This is a genomic window from Nocardiopsis nanhaiensis (assembly GCF_054778635.1).
Genome location: NZ_BAAGZJ010000043.1, coordinates 32,312 through 48,285, shown reverse-complemented (window position 1 = coordinate 48,285; position 15,974 = coordinate 32,312). Strand labels below are relative to the sequence as shown.

At 70.1% G+C, this 15,974-nt stretch carries 15 protein-coding genes; 8 read left to right on the top strand and 7 right to left on the bottom strand.

Annotation, left to right across the window (positions count from 1 at the left end):
* Positions 1-236: 236 nt before the first annotated feature.
* The 7 genes from ACYVD1_RS20385 to ACYVD1_RS20355 are packed head-to-tail and all read left to right on the top strand — an operon-like array spanning position 237 to position 5,617.
* Positions 237-1,370 carry an ABC transporter substrate-binding protein gene (locus ACYVD1_RS20385; RefSeq protein ID WP_460775183.1) on the top strand — a complete coding sequence of 378 codons (1,134 nt, stop codon included), beginning with the start codon at positions 237-239 and terminating at the stop codon, positions 1,368-1,370.
* Positions 1,367-2,215: an ABC transporter permease gene (locus tag ACYVD1_RS20380; RefSeq protein WP_460775181.1), complete on the top strand. Its 849-nt coding sequence runs from the start codon at positions 1,367-1,369 to the stop codon at positions 2,213-2,215. Before ACYVD1_RS20385 ends, ACYVD1_RS20380 begins: the two co-directional genes overlap by 4 nt.
* A complete protein-coding gene (locus ACYVD1_RS20375) occupies positions 2,215-3,078 on the top strand; it encodes an ABC transporter permease (protein WP_460775179.1) in 864 nt (287 codons plus the stop codon). The genes ACYVD1_RS20380 and ACYVD1_RS20375 overlap by 1 nt, the downstream gene beginning before the upstream one ends.
* The gene (locus ACYVD1_RS20370; protein WP_460775177.1) at positions 3,075-3,962 is read left to right on the top strand and encodes an ABC transporter ATP-binding protein; all 888 of its coding nucleotides are present in this window, start codon (positions 3,075-3,077) and stop codon (positions 3,960-3,962) included. The genes ACYVD1_RS20375 and ACYVD1_RS20370 overlap by 4 nt, the downstream gene beginning before the upstream one ends.
* Complete coding sequence (locus ACYVD1_RS20365) at positions 3,952-4,299, top strand: hypothetical protein (protein WP_460754619.1); 348 nt, start codon at positions 3,952-3,954, stop codon at positions 4,297-4,299. Before ACYVD1_RS20370 ends, ACYVD1_RS20365 begins: the two co-directional genes overlap by 11 nt.
* A gap of 10 nt (positions 4,300-4,309) precedes the next feature.
* Complete coding sequence (locus tag ACYVD1_RS20360; RefSeq protein WP_460775173.1) at positions 4,310-5,080, top strand: SDR family NAD(P)-dependent oxidoreductase; 771 nt, start codon at positions 4,310-4,312, stop codon at positions 5,078-5,080.
* Positions 5,081-5,116: 36 nt separating this feature from the next.
* The gene (locus ACYVD1_RS20355) at positions 5,117-5,617 is read left to right on the top strand and encodes a 2,4'-dihydroxyacetophenone dioxygenase family protein (RefSeq protein ID WP_460754611.1); all 501 of its coding nucleotides are present in this window, start codon (positions 5,117-5,119) and stop codon (positions 5,615-5,617) included.
* Between the two features lie 92 nt (positions 5,618-5,709).
* On the opposite strand, the gene lpdA is transcribed toward ACYVD1_RS20355, so the two are convergent.
* The 4 genes from lpdA to ACYVD1_RS20335 all read right to left on the bottom strand — a co-directional run bounded on the left by lpdA (position 5,710) and on the right by ACYVD1_RS20335 (position 11,140).
* Positions 5,710-7,116: a dihydrolipoyl dehydrogenase gene (gene lpdA, locus ACYVD1_RS20350; protein ID WP_460775171.1), complete on the bottom strand. Its 1,407-nt coding sequence runs from the start codon at positions 7,114-7,116 to the stop codon at positions 5,710-5,712.
* A 126-nt stretch (positions 7,117-7,242) separates the two neighbouring features.
* The gene (locus ACYVD1_RS20345; RefSeq protein ID WP_460775168.1) at positions 7,243-8,250 is read right to left on the bottom strand and encodes a DedA family protein; all 1,008 of its coding nucleotides are present in this window, start codon (positions 8,248-8,250) and stop codon (positions 7,243-7,245) included.
* Between the two features lie 132 nt (positions 8,251-8,382).
* Entirely contained in the window at positions 8,383-9,960 is a 1,578-nt protein-coding gene (locus ACYVD1_RS20340) for a hypothetical protein (protein WP_460775165.1), read from the bottom strand.
* A 73-nt stretch (positions 9,961-10,033) separates the two neighbouring features.
* Positions 10,034-11,140: a winged helix DNA-binding domain-containing protein gene (locus ACYVD1_RS20335; RefSeq protein WP_460775161.1), complete on the bottom strand. Its 1,107-nt coding sequence runs from the start codon at positions 11,138-11,140 to the stop codon at positions 10,034-10,036.
* 178 nt (positions 11,141-11,318) lie between these two features.
* Between ACYVD1_RS20335 and ACYVD1_RS20330 the strand changes: the two genes are divergently transcribed.
* Positions 11,319-12,119, top strand: a complete 801-nt coding sequence (locus ACYVD1_RS20330; RefSeq protein ID WP_460775158.1) for a maleylpyruvate isomerase family mycothiol-dependent enzyme — start codon at positions 11,319-11,321, stop codon at positions 12,117-12,119.
* An 84-nt stretch (positions 12,120-12,203) separates the two neighbouring features.
* On the opposite strand, the gene ACYVD1_RS20325 is transcribed toward ACYVD1_RS20330, so the two are convergent.
* The 3 genes from ACYVD1_RS20325 to ACYVD1_RS20315 all read right to left on the bottom strand — a co-directional run bounded on the left by ACYVD1_RS20325 (position 12,204) and on the right by ACYVD1_RS20315 (position 15,833).
* Positions 12,204-14,585, bottom strand: a complete 2,382-nt coding sequence (locus tag ACYVD1_RS20325) for a trehalase-like domain-containing protein (protein WP_460775155.1) — start codon at positions 14,583-14,585, stop codon at positions 12,204-12,206.
* Positions 14,586-14,873: 288 nt separating this feature from the next.
* Complete coding sequence (locus ACYVD1_RS20320; protein WP_460775153.1) at positions 14,874-15,044, bottom strand: hypothetical protein; 171 nt, start codon at positions 15,042-15,044, stop codon at positions 14,874-14,876.
* Between the two features lie 72 nt (positions 15,045-15,116).
* Positions 15,117-15,833 carry a class I SAM-dependent methyltransferase gene (locus ACYVD1_RS20315; protein ID WP_460775151.1) on the bottom strand — a complete coding sequence of 239 codons (717 nt, stop codon included), beginning with the start codon at positions 15,831-15,833 and terminating at the stop codon, positions 15,117-15,119.
* Positions 15,834-15,974 lie beyond the last annotated feature (141 nt).

Here is a 15,974-nt window from a genome sequence, read left to right as displayed (position 1 = left end):
CTCCGCGAATACCGGTATAACCGAATGGTTCTTCACGCCTGATCCCGGCACCGGTAGCGTCGTGCCCGAAAAGCGCGAATGGTCGGGTCCAGTTCCATCTGGGCCCGTTCGCGTCGCCACACCCCACCCCCCACACACGGCGGTCGCCGACGGGTGCTCCGGCGCGTTCCCACCTCACGGACCGGGAACGTGTGCGCCCGCATGGGGGCGCACACCCGCCCACTGGAAGAACGCTCATGCACCGATTCCCCTTCACCCCCCTCGCCGCTGCCTGTTCCATAGTCCTTCTGGCCTCAGCCTGCAGCGGGGGCGCGACCGTGGACGACGACGTGGAGGGGGCGGACTCCGCCGCGAGCGGCTCCCTCGACGCCGGCTACGTCGACGGCATCGACCAGCTCGGCCTGCCCCTGGCCACCGAACTCGGCCACTTCGAGGACAACGGCCTGGACGTGACCGTGGCCGACCCCTTCCCCACCGGCGTGGACGCCATCAACGCCATGGAGGCGGGTGAGGTCGACATCATCCAGGTCGGCGTACCCGCCATGCCCGCGGTGAGCGAAGGCGTCGACCTCGTCATGGTCGGCAACTACTCGGGGTCGGCCACGGAGCGCAGCGTCGACGACACCATGTCGATCGTGGCCACCGAAGGCTCCGACATCGACTCCGAGGACCTCTCCACCCTCGAAGGCGCCTCCATCGCCACCAGCTTCGGAACGATCAACCACCTCTACCTGCTCGGCCTGCTCCAGGACATGCGCATCGACGTCGACGACGTGGACCTGGTCAACACGCCGCCGCCGGACATGCCCGTCGCATTGGAGACCGGGGGAGCGGACGCCGCGGTGAGCTGGGACCCCTGGCCGATCACCGTGCTCGACCAGGTCGATGACACCTACGAGGTGGTGCGGGGCGGCGGCTACATCCCCTACATCGGCTACATCGTCACCACCCCCGAGTACCTGGAGGAGAACGAGGACTTGGTCGAGGCCTTCCTGGCCTCCCGCGCGACCACGGACCGCTGGATCCGCGACAACCCCGACGACGCCTCCGAGGCCGCGGTCCGCTGGATCACCGGTACCGAGCTCGAGATCGCCGAAGAGGCCATGCAGTACAACATCGAGCAGCTCGACCCCCGGTTCTCGGCCTGCAACTACCTGGCGCTGGACACGGTCGCCCTGCTCCTGGAGGAGGAGGGCGAGATCGAGTACGAGACCGACCTCAACGACCTCTTCCACCCGGGGCCGATCCTCTCCGTCGAGGAGAACCACCCCGAGCTGTTCGACGACCTCGCCGAAGTACCCGACCCCGCGCTGATCGAAGACGACTACACCTTCGTCCGCGAGGTCGCCCAGGAGGCGTGCGCCGTATGACGCACGGCCCAGCGCGCGGTCTCGGACGCGCCGCGCGATCCGGTGCGGCCGCCCCACGCCGCGGCCGCACCGGAGACCGGGTCGGACGCTTCCTCTGGTTCGTGCTCCCACTGGCCGCCCTGGTGGGCGTGTGGGCCGCCGCGGTGTCCGTGACGGGCGTACCCCAACGGGTCTTCCCCCAGGTCAACGATGTGGGTGCGGCCCTGTGGAGCATGGCTGTCTCGGGTGAACTGGCCCGCCACGTCGGCGCCAGCCTCTACCGGGTCCTCGTCGGCTCGGTCGTCGCGATCGCCACCGCACTGCCGTTCGGGATCGCGCTCGGCGCCAGCCGGGCCCTGTCGGCCTTCTTCTCTCCGCTGCTGCGTTTCTCGGTGGCCCTGGCCGGGATCGCCTGGATCCCCATCGCCACCCTGTGGTTCGGCTACGGCGACGGCGCCGTCATCTTCATCGTGTGGAACGCGATGTTCTTCGCCCTGGCGTACAACACGATGCTGGGCGTGCGCAGCATCCCCGTAGCGCTCCTGCGGTCGGCCCGGTCCCTCGGAGCCGGACCGTGGCGGATGTTCTGGGAGGTTCTGCTGCCCGGCGCCATGCCCAGTGTGATCACGGGCCTGCGCATCGGGCTGGGCTACGGATGGCGGGGTCTGGTGGCCGCCGAGATCATCGCGGCCAGCGCGGGGCTGGGATACGCCCTGTTCCTGGCCCAGACCACCTTCTCCACCGACGTCATCATCGCTTCGATGGTGTTGATCGGAATCCTGTGGCTGCTGACCGACCGCCTCCTGCTCGCCCCGCTGGAACGCCGCACGGTCGAACGGTGGGGAATGACGAGGGGTGATCGCTGATGTCGGCCGTCACGACGCGCACCGACCCCTCCGCGCGGCCGACGCGGCGGCGCGCACCGCTGGCCCGCCGGGTCTGGTCCCGGCTCACCCGAAGCTCCGCCTTCCGCACCCTCGGACCGTTCGTGCCGGTCCTGCTCCTGTGGTGGGGCCTGGCCGAGAGCGGGCTGTTCCCGCCGGCGTTCTTCGTGGGGCCCGACCGGGTGGTGGTCGAGTTCATCGACCTCATCCGCAAGGGCGTCCTACCCGGGTACCTGGGGGACTCCATGGAGCGGCTGGCCTACGGGGTGGGTTTCGGCCTGCTCATCGGGCTGCCCATGGGGTTCCTGACCGCCATGTTCTGGCGGCTGCGCAGAGCGGTCTGGCCGATCCTGCTGTTCTTCCAAGCGATCGCGGACATCGCCTGGCTGCCGATCGTCATCGTGTGGTTCGGGTTCAGCCTGACCGCCGTCACGTTCGTCATCGTCTACACGATCGTCTTCCCCCTCATGCTCAGCGTGGTGTCCGGGGTCGAACAGGTGCCCAAGGAGCTGATCCGGGCCGCGCGCAGCCTCGGCGCGGGACGCGTCCGGGTGTTCTTCGAGGTGATCGTCCCGGGGGCGCTGCCGTCCGTCGCCACGGGCGTGCGGACCGGGCTCGGTTACGGCTGGCGTGCGCTGGTGGCCGCCGAGATCATCGTCGGCACCAGCGGTATCGGTTTCATGATGTTCGACGCCCGCCGGGCGGGCGACGTCAGCCAGGTCTTCCTCGGCATGGTCGTGCTCGGGATTCTCTGGTACATGCTCGACGCGCTGGTCCTGGCGCCGTTCGAGAGGGCCACCGTGGAGCGGTGGGGGATGGTACGCAACATGGAGGGCGACGGATGACCGCGCTGGTGATCGAGAACCTGGAGAAGGTCTACACGGACGCCTACAGCGGTGACGAGGTCGTCGCGATCGGCGACGTGTCCTTCACGGTGGAGCAGGGCGAGTTCGTGTCCGTGCTCGGCCCGAGCGGCTGCGGCAAGACCACGGTGCTCAACACCGTGGCCGGTTTCGTGCGGCCCACATCGGGCTCGGTCGCGGTGGACGGCAGGGACGTCAGCGCCCCAGGACCCGACCGGGGGGTGGTGTTCCAGAGCCACGCCCTGTTCCCGTGGAAGACCGTGCTCGGCAACGTCGCCTTCGGCCTGCGGATGAAAGGCGTGCGGCGGCGTGAGCGTGAGGAGCGCGGCCGCGAGTACCTGGACCTGGTGGGCCTGGCCGGGTTCGAGAACCGTTACCCGCACGAGCTCTCCGGCGGCATGCAGCAGCGGCTCGGGGTCGCCCGGGTCCTGGCCAACGAACCCGCGGTGATGCTCATGGACGAACCCTTCGCGAGCATCGACGCGCAGACGAGGCGCAGGCTCCAAGAGGACCTCACCCGCATCTTCGAGGAACGGCGGCCGACCGTGTTCTTCGTGACGCACGACATCGACGAGGCGGTCTTCCTCTCCGACCGGGTCGTCGTGCTTTCCCAGCGGCCCAGCGCCGTCCAGGAGATCGTCACCGTCGACCTGCCCCGTCCGCGCTCCTGGCGTGCGGCGGTGGACCAGCCGGGCTTCCGGGATGCGGTCGCCCACCTGAACGGCCTCCTGGACGTGGACGGCTTGGAGGGTGACCTGGGGGAGGACGTGCCGGTCGGCGGCGAGCGGGGCACCGCGGACGGCGAACGGGGCTTCGGCGCCGCGCGGGGTTCCGGCAGCGAACAGGGCGCCGCCGATGTCCGTTAGAGCGCTCGGGGGCAGGGCGGCGAGGAGTGCCACACTGCGGCGGATCGTGGTCGTGGTGCTGCTCGTCCTGCTCTACCAGGGCTGGCTGACCTTCCAAGCGACCGGCAAGGCCGAGCCCGGTCTCGGGGACGAACCCGACGAGCGCGGCCGGTTCGACGTGGACGTGGTCCTCGGCTTCGAACCCGAGCGCTACCACTTCCTCAAACTCCAGGACCACGGACGGGTCTCCGGGACCGACGGTACGACCGTACACCTGCGCGGAGTCTCGCCCGCCGGGGTCGACGCACTCGCCCGCGAGTACTGGATCGACACCCTCGCCGTCCCCGACCCCGACTGAGGATGGGCCCATGGACCAAGTACGGAACACCGGCCCCGCGGCCGACGACGCCGACCGGGCCCGGGGAGCGGCCGCGACCGCGCGGTCGGCGGTCGTGGTGCTCGGCGGTACCAGCGGCATCGGAGCCGCGGTGGCCGCGCGGTTCGCCCGGCGCGGGGACCGTGTCGCCGTCGCTGGCCTACGGGCCGACCAGGCCCCTGAGGAGGTCCGAGGGGCCGCGGAGGTCACCGAACTCGACGTGACCGGCGAGGGCGAGCTGGAGGGCTACCTCGCCGGATTCCCTGAGATCACCGCCCTGGTCAACACGGCCGGGATCATCCGGCGCCGCGACGAGTTCGACCCCGCGGTGTTCGCGCGCGTCGTGGAGGTCAACCTGACGGCGGCCATGCGCGCCTGCGTGGCCGCGCGGCCAGCTCTGGCCGCGGTGGGAGGCTCGATCGTCAACATCGCCTCGATGCTGAGCTACGTCGGCGGCCCCCTGGTGCCCGGCTACAGCTCGAGCAAGGGCGGGATCACCCAGCTCACCAAATCGCTCGCGGTCGCCTGGGCGTCCCACGGCATCCGCGTCAACGCCGTCGCACCCGGCTGGATCCGCACCGACCTGACCTCGGGTATCCGCGAGGACGACACCGCGGAGGCCCGCATCCTCGAGCGCACCCCGATGGGCCGGTGGGGACACCCCAGCGAGATCGCCGGCGCGGTCGAGTTCCTGTGCGGCCCGGACGCGGGGTTCGTCACCGGAGCCGTGCTTCCCGTGGACGGCGGGTACCTCGCCGCCTGACCAGGCCACGCAACCGAACCCCTACAGGAGGAATCAGTGTCCCCGAGCAAAGCCCCACTCATCCAGCCGTCCGCGGACCTGCCCGACGAGATCGCGATCCCCGCCGTTCCCGAGGACCCGCGGATGTGGGTGCCCCAGGCACCGGACGTGTGGTTCCGCCCGCTGATGCTCAACACCGTCACCGGCCAGTGGTGCAACCTGCTCAAGGTCACGGCCTCCGGCGTCGTTTCCCGGCACCGCCATCCGGGGGCCGTGTTCGGGTACGTCATCGAGGGCAAGTGGTACTACCACGAGCACGACTGGGTCGCCGAGGCAGGGCACTTCGTGTACGAGCCGCCCGGTGAGATCCACACCCTCGCCGTCCCGGAGGACTGCGACCACATGGTCACGTTCTTCAACATCACCGGCGCGATGGTCTACGTCGACGGCGACGGGGCGGCCACCGGCTACGAGGACGTCTTCACCAAGATCGAGATGGCCCGTGCCCACTACGACAGCGTGGGCCTTCCCGGGGTCCTCGAACCGCTCATCCGCTGAGTCCGGCCGGTGGCCGGGCAGAGGTGGGGGACCGGAGCGCGTCCGGTCCCCCGCGAAGCGTTCAGGGGCGGCTCCGAACCGGCCCGGACGCCTTAGAAGTTGATCATGTGCCCGGCCAGGCCGTGGACGGCCTCCTTGACCGACTCGCTGAGGGTCGGGTGGGCGTGGATGTTGCGCGCCACCTCGTGCACCGTAAGGTCCCACTGCTGGGCGAGCGTCAGCTCCGGCAGCAGCTCGGTGACGTCCGGGCCGACCATGTGGGCGCCCAGGAACTCGCCGTACTTGCCGTCCGAGATGAGCTTGACGAAGCCGCGGGTGTCACCCAGGCCGTGCGCCTTGCCGTTGGCCATGAAGGGGAACTTGGCGACCTGGACGTCGAAGCCCGCTTCCTTGGCCTCCTTCTCGCTGTAGCCGAAGCTGGCGATCTGCGGCTGGCAGTAGGTGGCCCGCGGGATGAACCGGTAGTCGACCTCCTGGGTCTCGGCGTCGGCGATGGTCTCCACCGCGACGATTCCCATGGCCTCGGCGGTGTGGGCCAGCATGAGCTTGGCGGTGACGTCGCCGATCGCGTAGATGTGCGGGACGTTGGTGCGGCCCCGGGAGTCGATGTCGATGGCGCCCCGGTCGGTGAGCACCACCCCGGCCTTCTCCAGGCCGTAGCCCTCGACGTTGGGCGAGAAGCCGATCGCCTGGAGGAGCTTGTCCGTCTCGAGGGTCTGCTGCTTGCCGTCGGCGCCGGTGACCGTCACCTTGACGCCCTTGCCGGTGTCCTCGACCTTCTCCACCTTGGTGGAGGTCATGATCTTCACGCCGAGCTTCTTGTAGGCCCGGGCGATCTCCTTGGAGACCTCCTCGTCCTCCAGCGGCACGACGCGGTCGAGGAACTCCACGATGGTCACGTCGACCCCGTAGTTGCTCATCACGTAGGCGAATTCGACGCCGATGGCCCCGGCGCCGGCGATGACGATGCTCTCGGGGAGCTTCTCGGTGAGGATCTGCTCCTCGTAGGTCACGACCCGCTCGGACAGGGAGGTGCCGGGGATCAGCTTCGTGGAGGAGCCGGCGGCGATCACCGCGTTGTCGAAGGTGACGGTGCTGGTCGACCCGTCCTCGGACTTCACCTCGACGGTGTGGTCGTCGATGAAGGTGCCGCGCCCGTTGAGCTCGGTGATCTTGTTCTTCTTCATGAGGAAGTGGACGCCCTTGACCCGGCCGTCCGCGACCTCCCGGCTGCGGCTGAACGCCTTGCCGTAGTCGAACTCCACCGTCCCGTTGACCTTGATGCCGAACTGTTCGGCCTCGTTCTGGAACAGGTGGGCGAGCTCGGCGTTGCGCAACAGGGCTTTGGAAGGGATGCAGCCCACGTTGAGGCAGACCCCGCCCCAGTACTTCTCCTCGACGACGGCCACGTTGAGGCCGAGCTGGGACGCGCGGATCGCCGCGACGTAACCGCCCGGCCCGGCGCCGAGGACGACCAGATCGAAGTGTTGCTGTCCCATGACGGGATCTCCTTGAGTGAGTTTGCGACGCACCCAGTGCAGCCGGCTTGCCCGGGGTGTCGGATTGCCGATCGCCAGCCTAGTCGCGGACCCCGCCCCCGTGTGTGACCGTGTGCGGCCATGGATCTACTTTACGGAGTCCTTGGAGGCCGGGCCGTCGTCGGAGGGGTTCGGAACGTCTTCGGAAGTCGTCCCGGATGCGGCTTCGGCGGGAGCCTCCGCGCTCGCTCCGGTTGCGGGGGCGGTCCCGGCGGCGGTTTCGGCGTCGGCCTTGAGAACGGTCTCGGCTTCGATGCGCTCGGTCTCTGCGTCGTAGGCCTCGGCCACCTCGCGGAGGGCCTCCGCCTTGCGCGCCTTCTGGTCCCGGGCCTGGCCGAGGACCGGGTACATCGCCATGCCGAAGATGAGCGCGAGCGTGATCCACAGGGCGTACTGGTCGATGAGCAGGACCACGTCCACACCCGTTTGGCCCGACGCGTACCCGATGGCCGCTACGAGGGAGGTGATCATGAGGGCGCCGATCGCGTCCAGCAGCATGAAGGTGCTCAGGCGCATCCTGTTCACACCGGCGATGATGTGGGGGATCCCGCCCGGAACACCCGGGAAGTAGCTGAGGGGGATGATCAGCCGCATGACCCAGGGGTTCATCGTCTGCAACCGGTTGGCGAAGCGCTGGCCGCGCTCGCTCGGGATGAGGAAGGCGACGATGCCGTGCCCCCAGCGGCGGCCCACCCACCAGAAGAGCCAGTCGATCTTGATCTTGCCGATCACGCCCGCGACGACCACCAGCCACAGGGGGGCCTCTCCGATGCTGGCGAAGGCCGCGCCGGCGCCGACGGCGGCGTGGCTGCCGGTGACGAAGGCCAGGCCGATCGGGTGGTCCGCGATGAAGAGCGGCCGCAGCGGCAGGGTCAGGAGGAAGAAGGCGGGGATCACGACGGCGAGCGCGAGCAGGATCTTGTCCTGGCGCTCGAACCTGCCCTTCCACGGAGCCCTGGCCTTCATCTCGGCCTTGGCGCGCTTGGACTCCTCGAGGTCCCACTCCTTGCCGGCCGCCTTGAGGACCGCTTCACGGGTGGGCCGGGCACTCTGTTCGCCGTCGTGGGACCGGTGGCTCTTCGTGTTCGTCGTCATGTCCCCAGAATCCCGTGAGAGCGCCCCTGCCGGACAGTCGTAGGAGTCACCGCCTCCTTATGAGGGGTGTTGTGGGCGGGTGATGACAAGTGTCATGTCGGGGTCGGCCGCCGCGTGACCAGTTCCTGGGGCTCAGTGTCCGGGCGGGCCCATGGGCCACTTCCAGTGCGGTGCCCAAGTGCTGCTGTCCGACACCCCCGGCGGGAGGGGCGGCAGCAGACGAGCGCCCGGAGGACGCGGATCGTCGGGGCTCTCCGGGCCCTGCTCGGACTCGGGGGCCCCGAACGGTTCGAAACCCGGGGACGGTTCGGGCTCCGGGGACGCCTCCGCTTCCTCGAGCGAGCGGGGCTCCCGCCACACGGGTTCACCCGGCCCCGGGGCGGTGGCCCACGGTGCGGGGACCGGGAACTCGTCGGGTTCGTCGAGGGGGCCGTCCGGGAAGCCCGTGGGGTCCGAAACCGGTTCAGGGCTGGCCGTGAGGTTCTCCAGGGCCGACCCTGCCCCGGGCTCGGGGGCGTCCAAGTGCGGGTCGAGGGCGCCGAAGGACGCCGACATCGGCCCGGAGTCCACCTCGGCGAAGTGCGCCGCCACACCGAAGTGCCGGGGCGGACGGCGGTGCGTGCCGGTGTCGTCGTGCTCGATCGAGGGGGCCTGCGGGTGTCGGACCGCACCGGCCGGGTGCATGCGGGCCCACCAGGTGGCGGCCTCGTCCGGGTGCAGCTCCGCCAGGACGGTGAGTGTGCCCGGGATGCGCGGGTGCCGTCGGCCGGCCCGCCAGGAGTGCATCAGCGACTGCGGCTCCAGGACCAGGACCCGCTCGCCGTCCACCAAGGGGATGTCGCCGGGGCAGGCCTCGTTGCCGACCCACGTTCCGTCGCCGCCGACCAGGTCCCACTCACCGCGCACGACGTCGGCCAGCGGGTCCACCTGGGCGTCCAGGGACGCCGCGACCCACCGCGGGTCCGGCCTGGTACCGGGCAGCCGCTGGCCTTCCTTGCCGATCAGCGCGTCGGCGATCAGGGTGTGCAGCTGGAAGTTGTCGCTCACACCGTCGAAGCGCACGCGGAAACCCCGCCACGAGGCGCGGTCCAGGACGAGGGCCCGGCTCACCTCGGCCATCCGCAGCAGTTCGGCGACCTCGCCGAACTCGGTCAGGCGTGTGGAGAGCGCGTGCACGATCTGACCCAGGCTGTCCAGCGCGCTGGGGTCCGAACGCACCGCGGAGCGCACTGCGGAGTCGCTCAGCATGGCCTTGGCGGACAGGCCGTAGCGCAGGGAGGTCCACCAGCCGATGGTGGCCAGCGGCGCGTTGTCGCCCAAGACCTCCTCGACCCGCTTCTCCTCGACCTCGCCGACGTCGTTCGGCGGGGGGAGGGTGCCGCCGCCGGTCTTCTCCCAGGCGTGCATGAAGGCCGCGGCCGCCTGGCCGTAACTGCCCAGCTGCCGCAACACCTCCAAACCCACCTGACCGGCCGGCGCTCCGGACTCGACCAGGGCACCGGCCAGGACCGAGAGGTCCGCCGCGATCCCCGCGTGGGGTTCGCAGTCGATCAGGACCGGGGTGAGAGCTTCCATCGCGATGGCGAGCTCCTCCTGGGGCACCTGAGAGGAGAGCCGGAACACGTCGTGCACGGCTTCGGAGAAACCGGATGCCTGGCTGGCGGCGGTGTCGAGCACACGTTGGAACGCGGCGCGGAACTCTTCAGTCACCAGAGAATCCTGTCATACCCGCACGGACTGTCGGTGAACTGGATGCATGTGCACACAACGGGTGACCGAACGCTCAGTGCTGGTCGGTGATCCGGACCTCCCCGCCTCCGCGGCCCGGGTCGAGGAAGGCGAGCAGTCGGTGCCCCTCAGCAGTGATCTCCTCGGTTTCCGCACCCGTCAATCCGGTGAAGGGGACGACTTCCAAGGAGGGGGCCCGGCGGCTCCGGTCCACTCGCCACGCGGCGCTCACCTCACCGTCGAGCAGCACGGTCGCGGGCGGCATCCCGTTGCGCGCCGAGATGCGGCGCAGGTTCTCGGTGGAGATGATCCGGCTCCGGTCCGCGTGGCCGCGCAGCAGGTTGTCGAAGTCGTAGAGGAAACGGACCGGGGCCGGGGTTTCGGGGTCGGGGCGCGGGGCCTCGGGGAGGTCGAAGAGCTCGGCCCCGTTCTCGCCCCGGAAGGCCATCAACCGGTCGCGCATGTTCTCGACGACCTCCCTCAGCCGGGTCAGCCCGGACCAGGCCTGTACGTCGCGCACGCTGGCCGGGCCGAAGGCCGCGAGGTAGCGCTGCACCAGAGACTCGCGCCGGGCCCCGCCGTCCATGGGCCTCCCGGTCCAGGTGTCGGCTGGGGCAAGCGCGGGCGGCCCGGAGGCGCCCCAGACACCGCGGGGCGGGACCTGCACCACCGGAAGCAGGCAGCGGACCACGTAGGCCAGGTGGTTTCCGGGCACCCCCGGCCACCGTTCGCCGAGCCGCTCGCCCAACTCCTTGGGGGTGAGCGGACGCTCCTCCAGGAGCTCCCGGCCCAGTGCCACGACGGCCGCGCGGTCCACGTCCGCCGTGGCCCTGCCGTGGACGCTGCGCGCCAGGTCCCGATCCATGGCCTTCTGGGTGACCGGTCGCAACCACCATGCGTCATCGGGGGTGACCAGGTGCAGGGTCGACCTCATCAGCGACATCCGGACCAGGGATCCGTCGGTGAGCAGCCGCCCGATCCCGTCCGGGTCGGGGCTCTCCAAGCGGTTCTGGAAGCCGACGTACCAGGTGTGAGTGGTCTGCGCCTGCAGCCCGGACAGGCGGGTGACCAGATCCGTGGGCGAGAGGTCCACCCGGCGCAGCAGGAGCTGGCGCTCCAGTGTGGCGCGGTTGAGCGCGCGGTGGCTGAGGGTGGCGGTCATCGTGGGGCCCTCCCGGTTCCGGAACGTGCCGGAACCCTACAATCCGGGGCGGACACTCCAGAAGCCTGGCCGAAAGCGGTCAGGGGCACCGCCGCTGTGGGCTCGGCGGCCGGGACGTGGTGTCCTGCGGAGGGCATGGGAACGCGTCGTCCCATGGGAACTCGGACGAAGGAGGGGCATGGCCGCTGACACGGGGAAGCGGATGCGTGAAGCGGTCACGGAGATGGCGGACCGGTTCGCCGTGCTCGCCGCCTCCGTGCCGGAGCCCGACCGGACGGTGGCGGCGACCCCGGCCTGGTCGGTGACCGACGTGCTCGGGCACGTCGCCATGGAACCCGGCCGGTACCGGGAGCTCGCTCTGGGCCGCGGGGACTGGCCGTCCGAGGTGGCCGACCTGCCCGCGTTCAACGCCGAGCAGGTGCGCACACTGCCCACGCGCGACCCCAACGAGCTCGCCGAGCGTCTGCGGGCGGACACTAAGGCGTTGGTGGAGACGGCCGCGGGGTTCGCCGACGATCCGCCGATGATGTACTTCGACGGCGACCAGCGGGTCCGTGCAGACCGCGCGCTCGGCACACTTCTGGGCGAGTTCGTGGTACACGGACACGACATAGCCCGGACCGCGAACCGGCCCTGGCCCATCGAACCCGCGCACGTACCGCTGGTGCTGGCCGGTCTGCACCAGGTGCTGCCCGGATGGGTGGACCCGGCCCGCTCCGCCGGGCACACGGCCACGTACGAGATGCGCCTGCGCGGCATCGAACGCAACGTCTACCGTTTCGACGACGGACGGCTGACCGTCAACCCGGCGGAGACGGGTGCGGTCGACGTGCGGATCAGTTCGGAGCCGGTGACCGCACTGCTGATGAACTACGGCCGGGTGGGCCCGTGGCTACCAGCCCTGACCGGAAGGGTACTGGCCTGGGGGCGTCGTCCCTGGCTCGCGCCGGGTCTGGTGCGACGGTTCCTCCCGGCTTGAGACGCGCGTCGGGCGCCCCTTTCGGGGCGCCCGAGTGCCTTGTGTAGGCGGTGGGGAGGAAGCGAGTGTGCCCGGGTCCCGGGTTCAGAGCCGGTCGAGGAGTTGGGCGCAGCGGATCAGGCCCAGATGCGAGTAGGCCTGCGGGTGGTTGCCCAGCGCCCGCTCGGTGACCGGGTCGAACTCCTCGGGGATCAACCCCGTGGGCCCAGCACACCCCACCAGGTGCTTGAACAGCTCCTCTGCCTCGGCGCGGCGCCCGGTCAACAGGTACGCCTCGATCAGCCACGTGGTGCACAGGTGGAAACCGCCCTCACCACCGGGCAACCCGTCGTCGCGGTGGTAGCGGTACACCGTCGGACCGCTGCGCAGCTCGGCCTCCACCGCCGTCACCGTCGCCTGGAAGCGCTCGTCGGAGGGGTCGATCAACCCGGACAGGCCGATGTGCAGCGACGCCGCGTCCAGATCGGTGCCGTCGTATGCGGTGGTGTAGGCCTGCGCCTCGTCGTTCCAGCCCTTCTCCAACACCTCCTGGGCGATCTGCGCGCGCAGGTCCGGCCAGGACGGGTCCACGGTGCGCCCGTACCGGCCGGCCAGGGTGATCGCCCGGTCCAGCGTCACCCAGCACATGACCTTGGAGTACACCCGCTGGCGGGGCTCGTCGCGCTCCTCCCAGATACCGTGGTCGGGCTCGTGCCAGCGGCGGGCCACCGCCTCGGCCATGGAACGCACCAGGTCCCAATCGCGGTCGGCGAGTTCGCCGCGCACACCGCTGAGCTGGGCGATGAGTTCGACGACGGGGCCGAACACGTCCATCTGCACCTGGTGGTCGGCCAGGTTGCCGATCCGCACCGGGCGCGAGCCCGCGTAGCCCGACAGCGACTCGATGACCTCCTCGGGGCCCAGGTCGGTGCCGCGCAGGCTGTAGAGCGGACGCAACAGCTCGGGGCCGGGCAGCGAGGCCACCACGCGGTGCACCCAGTCCAGGAAGGCCTCGGCCTCGGTGGTCGAGCCCAGCGAGACCAAGGCCTGGACGGTCAGGGCGCCGTCGCGCAGCCAGCAGTACCGGTAGTCCCAGTTGCGGACCCCGCCGATTTCCTCGGGCAGGGACGTGGTCGCTGCCGCCATCACACCCCCGGTGGGCGTGCACAGACCCCGCAGGGTCAGCGCCGAACGCGCCGCCAGCGCGTTCTCGGTGTGCGGGAGCTCCAGGGTGTCCAGCCAGGACGACCACTGCCGACCGGTCAGTTCCTGGCGCCCGGCCTCGGTGTGTTCCTCGGGCGCAAGGGAATCGGTGCCGCAGCGCAGTTCCAGCACGACGGGGCGCTCGGAGCGAGGATGCACGGTGGCGCGGGCGACGTCGTCGGTGCCGTCGTGGTCCACCTGCCATTCCACGCCCGGGGAGCGCAGCACCATGGGGAAGCCAGCACCTTGGATGCGCAGGCCTTCGGGTTCGACGGTGATGCGGATGGGCGCGCGGCCGAAGTCCGGGCGCGGCGCGAACTCGACGTTGGCGGGGGTGACACCGCCGATCACCCGTACCAGGTCGGTACGGCCGGGCGCTGTGCCGTGCGCGAGGTAGTCGGTGACCTCCAGCCGCGACCACCGGGTGCGCACGGTCATGGTGCCGGGCAGGTAGCGCTGGCCGAGGGGCAGGCCGCCATGGGCGGGGGTGATCGCGTACACGCCCGCCTGGCGGCCGCCGAGCACTTCCGCGAACAGGGCGTTGGAGTCCGGCTCGGGGTGGCAGAACCAGGACAGGCGGGCGTCCGGGCCCAGCAGCGCCACGGAGGCCTGGTTGGACAGCATGGACATGCGCTCGATGGGCGTGGGGCGCTCGCCGAACACCCAGGAGCGGCGTTCGGTCGCGAGCATGGCCAGCAGGGTGGCGGCGGTGGGGGTGTCCGGGACGCGGTGGGCGGCGACCGTGGGCTCCTCACCGACCCGGACGCCCGCGTCGGCCCCGGCGTTCAGGTTCTTGAACACCGGCTCCTCGCCGTCGCCGCCGCCGATGTAGAGGATCGCGGTGGCATCGATCTGCTCCCGCAGCAGTTCCAGGGCGGCGGCCTTGTCTGCAGGCGGGGCGTCAGGGCCGGTGCCGGGGTGGCGGGGGTCGATGGTGAGGTCGGTGTCGAACTCGGTGCCGTAGGCGCCCACGAGGCGGACCTCGGCGGGAAGCCGGGAGAGGGCGGCGAGGTCGCGCAGGGGGCGGGCGGAGATGACCGCGCACACGGTTCCGGGCAGGTCCGCGAGATCGCGCAGCGCGCGGACGGCTTCGGAGAGGGGGCCCCTGTGGTCGGAGTCGACCGGGGCGAGCGCACCGTCGTAGTCGCAGGCCACGAGTAGGCGCGAGGTTCGGGCGAGGGCGGAGACGCGTTGCCGGACGTCGAGCGGCATGGCCTCTAGGGTCGTGTCGGCTGGCCACTGTGGCACTGCCGGAGCCGCCTCGACCACCTGGGTGACCGTCACGTTGCCTCCTCCACCGGTCCGTTGGTCGACCTGGGAAAATAGGTGAGATGTAGGACTCCGCGCGCATGTGTCTGGTTCACACGGGGTTGGTGTGACGAACGTAGACGCAGGGGTGGTGGCGCGGGATGAGCATCGGGGGACTTTGAACAGACCTAAGGAACATTTAGCGTTCACACGGACAGAACTGGTCATGCCAGCCGTTCTGGAAAAGGTCAGGTCCCCCAGAAGTCAACGCGAGACTACCCGCGCTCCCGCCGTGCGTGCGACACGTGCATTAAGTGAGGCACGTCACGAATAGGACACTTTGTCGTGAGGGTGGAGGAGTCGCCGCTCCTGCTGCGTGAGCAGGCCGTTGGTGTGGTGGAGGTCGCGGACCGGTCTGCGCGGGTGGTCCTCCTGCGCGTGCACCCGCACCCGCACGTACGAAACCCCGCCCCCGGCCGCGGAGTAGTTGTCCACAGCCTGTGGGCGGGGTGTTCGATCGGGCGACACCGGGAACTGAGTGGTCCGGCGCCGGTCAGGTGGTGCCGGTCAGGTGCTGGACGACTCCCATTCGGGCTTGCGCAGGTGGTGCACCCACGCGGGCGGGACGTTGGCGAACACCTTCTCCGAACCGATGCCGTAGCGGTCCAACCAGTCCTGTACCACCCAGCTGGTCCGGGCCTGGCGCAGGTAGTCCTCGCGCTTGGCGATCACGGCCTTGACCTCCTTGGTGTACAGGTACCCGTAGAAGGACAGGGTTCCGCCGGGGCGCAGGACCTTGAAGTAGTACTCGAAGATCCCCTCGACCTGCTCAGGGGTGAAGTTGGCGAACGGCAGACCCGACACGATCACGTCGTAGGTCTGGTCCGTGCCCATCTCGTCCACGAGGCAGGCGTGCACGTCGGCCGCGTCGGCGATCGGCGTCATCACCGGGTCGGTTTCCAGCAGGTGTTCGAGGTAAGCCGCGAACTCCGGGTTGGACTCGACGAAGTCGACGGTGTCACCCGGGCGCATCGCCGCGGCGATCCCGCGGCTGATGGCACCGGTCCCGGCCCCGGCCTCCAGAACGCGCAGGGGCTCGTCGGGTTCGGTTCGGAAACGGATGTGGTCGGCCATGGCGTGCGCCAGGGCGCTGCTGCTGGGCACGATGGAACCCGTGGCATGGAAGGTTCGCAGCGCTTGGCTGAAGAAGAGTCTGGTGTCACGCAGACGCTCATCCAGCCTGAGGGCGGAAAAGGGTCCGGCAGGGCTCTGAGTCTCGGACATGGTTGAACGCTAACGCCTCTGTGCTGCAAGGGGGAGACCGTGGCGGCCTTTGTCTGGGAAACGCCGCGTGGCTATCACCACGGTGCGGAAGGGAACCGGTGCCACACGGGGGTCACGTATCGGGTGGCCAATGACACAGGA

Excerpts from the sequence above, each read along its gene's own strand:
- ACYVD1_RS20385 (WP_460775183.1), top strand. The coding sequence starts at position 237 with ATGCACCGATTCCCCTTCACCCCCCTCGCCGCTGCCTGTTCCATAGTC.
- ACYVD1_RS20380 (WP_460775181.1), top strand. The coding sequence starts at position 1,367 with ATGACGCACGGCCCAGCGCGCGGTCTCGGACGCGCCGCGCGATCCGGT.
- ACYVD1_RS20375 (WP_460775179.1), top strand. The coding sequence starts at position 2,215 with ATGTCGGCCGTCACGACGCGCACCGACCCCTCCGCGCGGCCGACGCGG.
- ACYVD1_RS20370 (WP_460775177.1), top strand. The coding sequence starts at position 3,075 with ATGACCGCGCTGGTGATCGAGAACCTGGAGAAGGTCTACACGGACGCC.
- ACYVD1_RS20365 (WP_460754619.1), top strand. The coding sequence starts at position 3,952 with ATGTCCGTTAGAGCGCTCGGGGGCAGGGCGGCGAGGAGTGCCACACTG.
- ACYVD1_RS20360 (WP_460775173.1), top strand. The coding sequence starts at position 4,310 with ATGGACCAAGTACGGAACACCGGCCCCGCGGCCGACGACGCCGACCGG.
- lpdA (WP_460775171.1), bottom strand. The coding sequence starts at position 7,116 with ATGGGACAGCAACACTTCGATCTGGTCGTCCTCGGCGCCGGGCCGGGC.
- ACYVD1_RS20345 (WP_460775168.1), bottom strand. The coding sequence starts at position 8,250 with ATGACGACGAACACGAAGAGCCACCGGTCCCACGACGGCGAACAGAGT.
- ACYVD1_RS20335 (WP_460775161.1), bottom strand. The coding sequence starts at position 11,140 with ATGACCGCCACCCTCAGCCACCGCGCGCTCAACCGCGCCACACTGGAG.
- ACYVD1_RS20330 (WP_460775158.1), top strand. The coding sequence starts at position 11,319 with ATGGCCGCTGACACGGGGAAGCGGATGCGTGAAGCGGTCACGGAGATG.
- ACYVD1_RS20315 (WP_460775151.1), bottom strand. The coding sequence starts at position 15,833 with ATGTCCGAGACTCAGAGCCCTGCCGGACCCTTTTCCGCCCTCAGGCTG.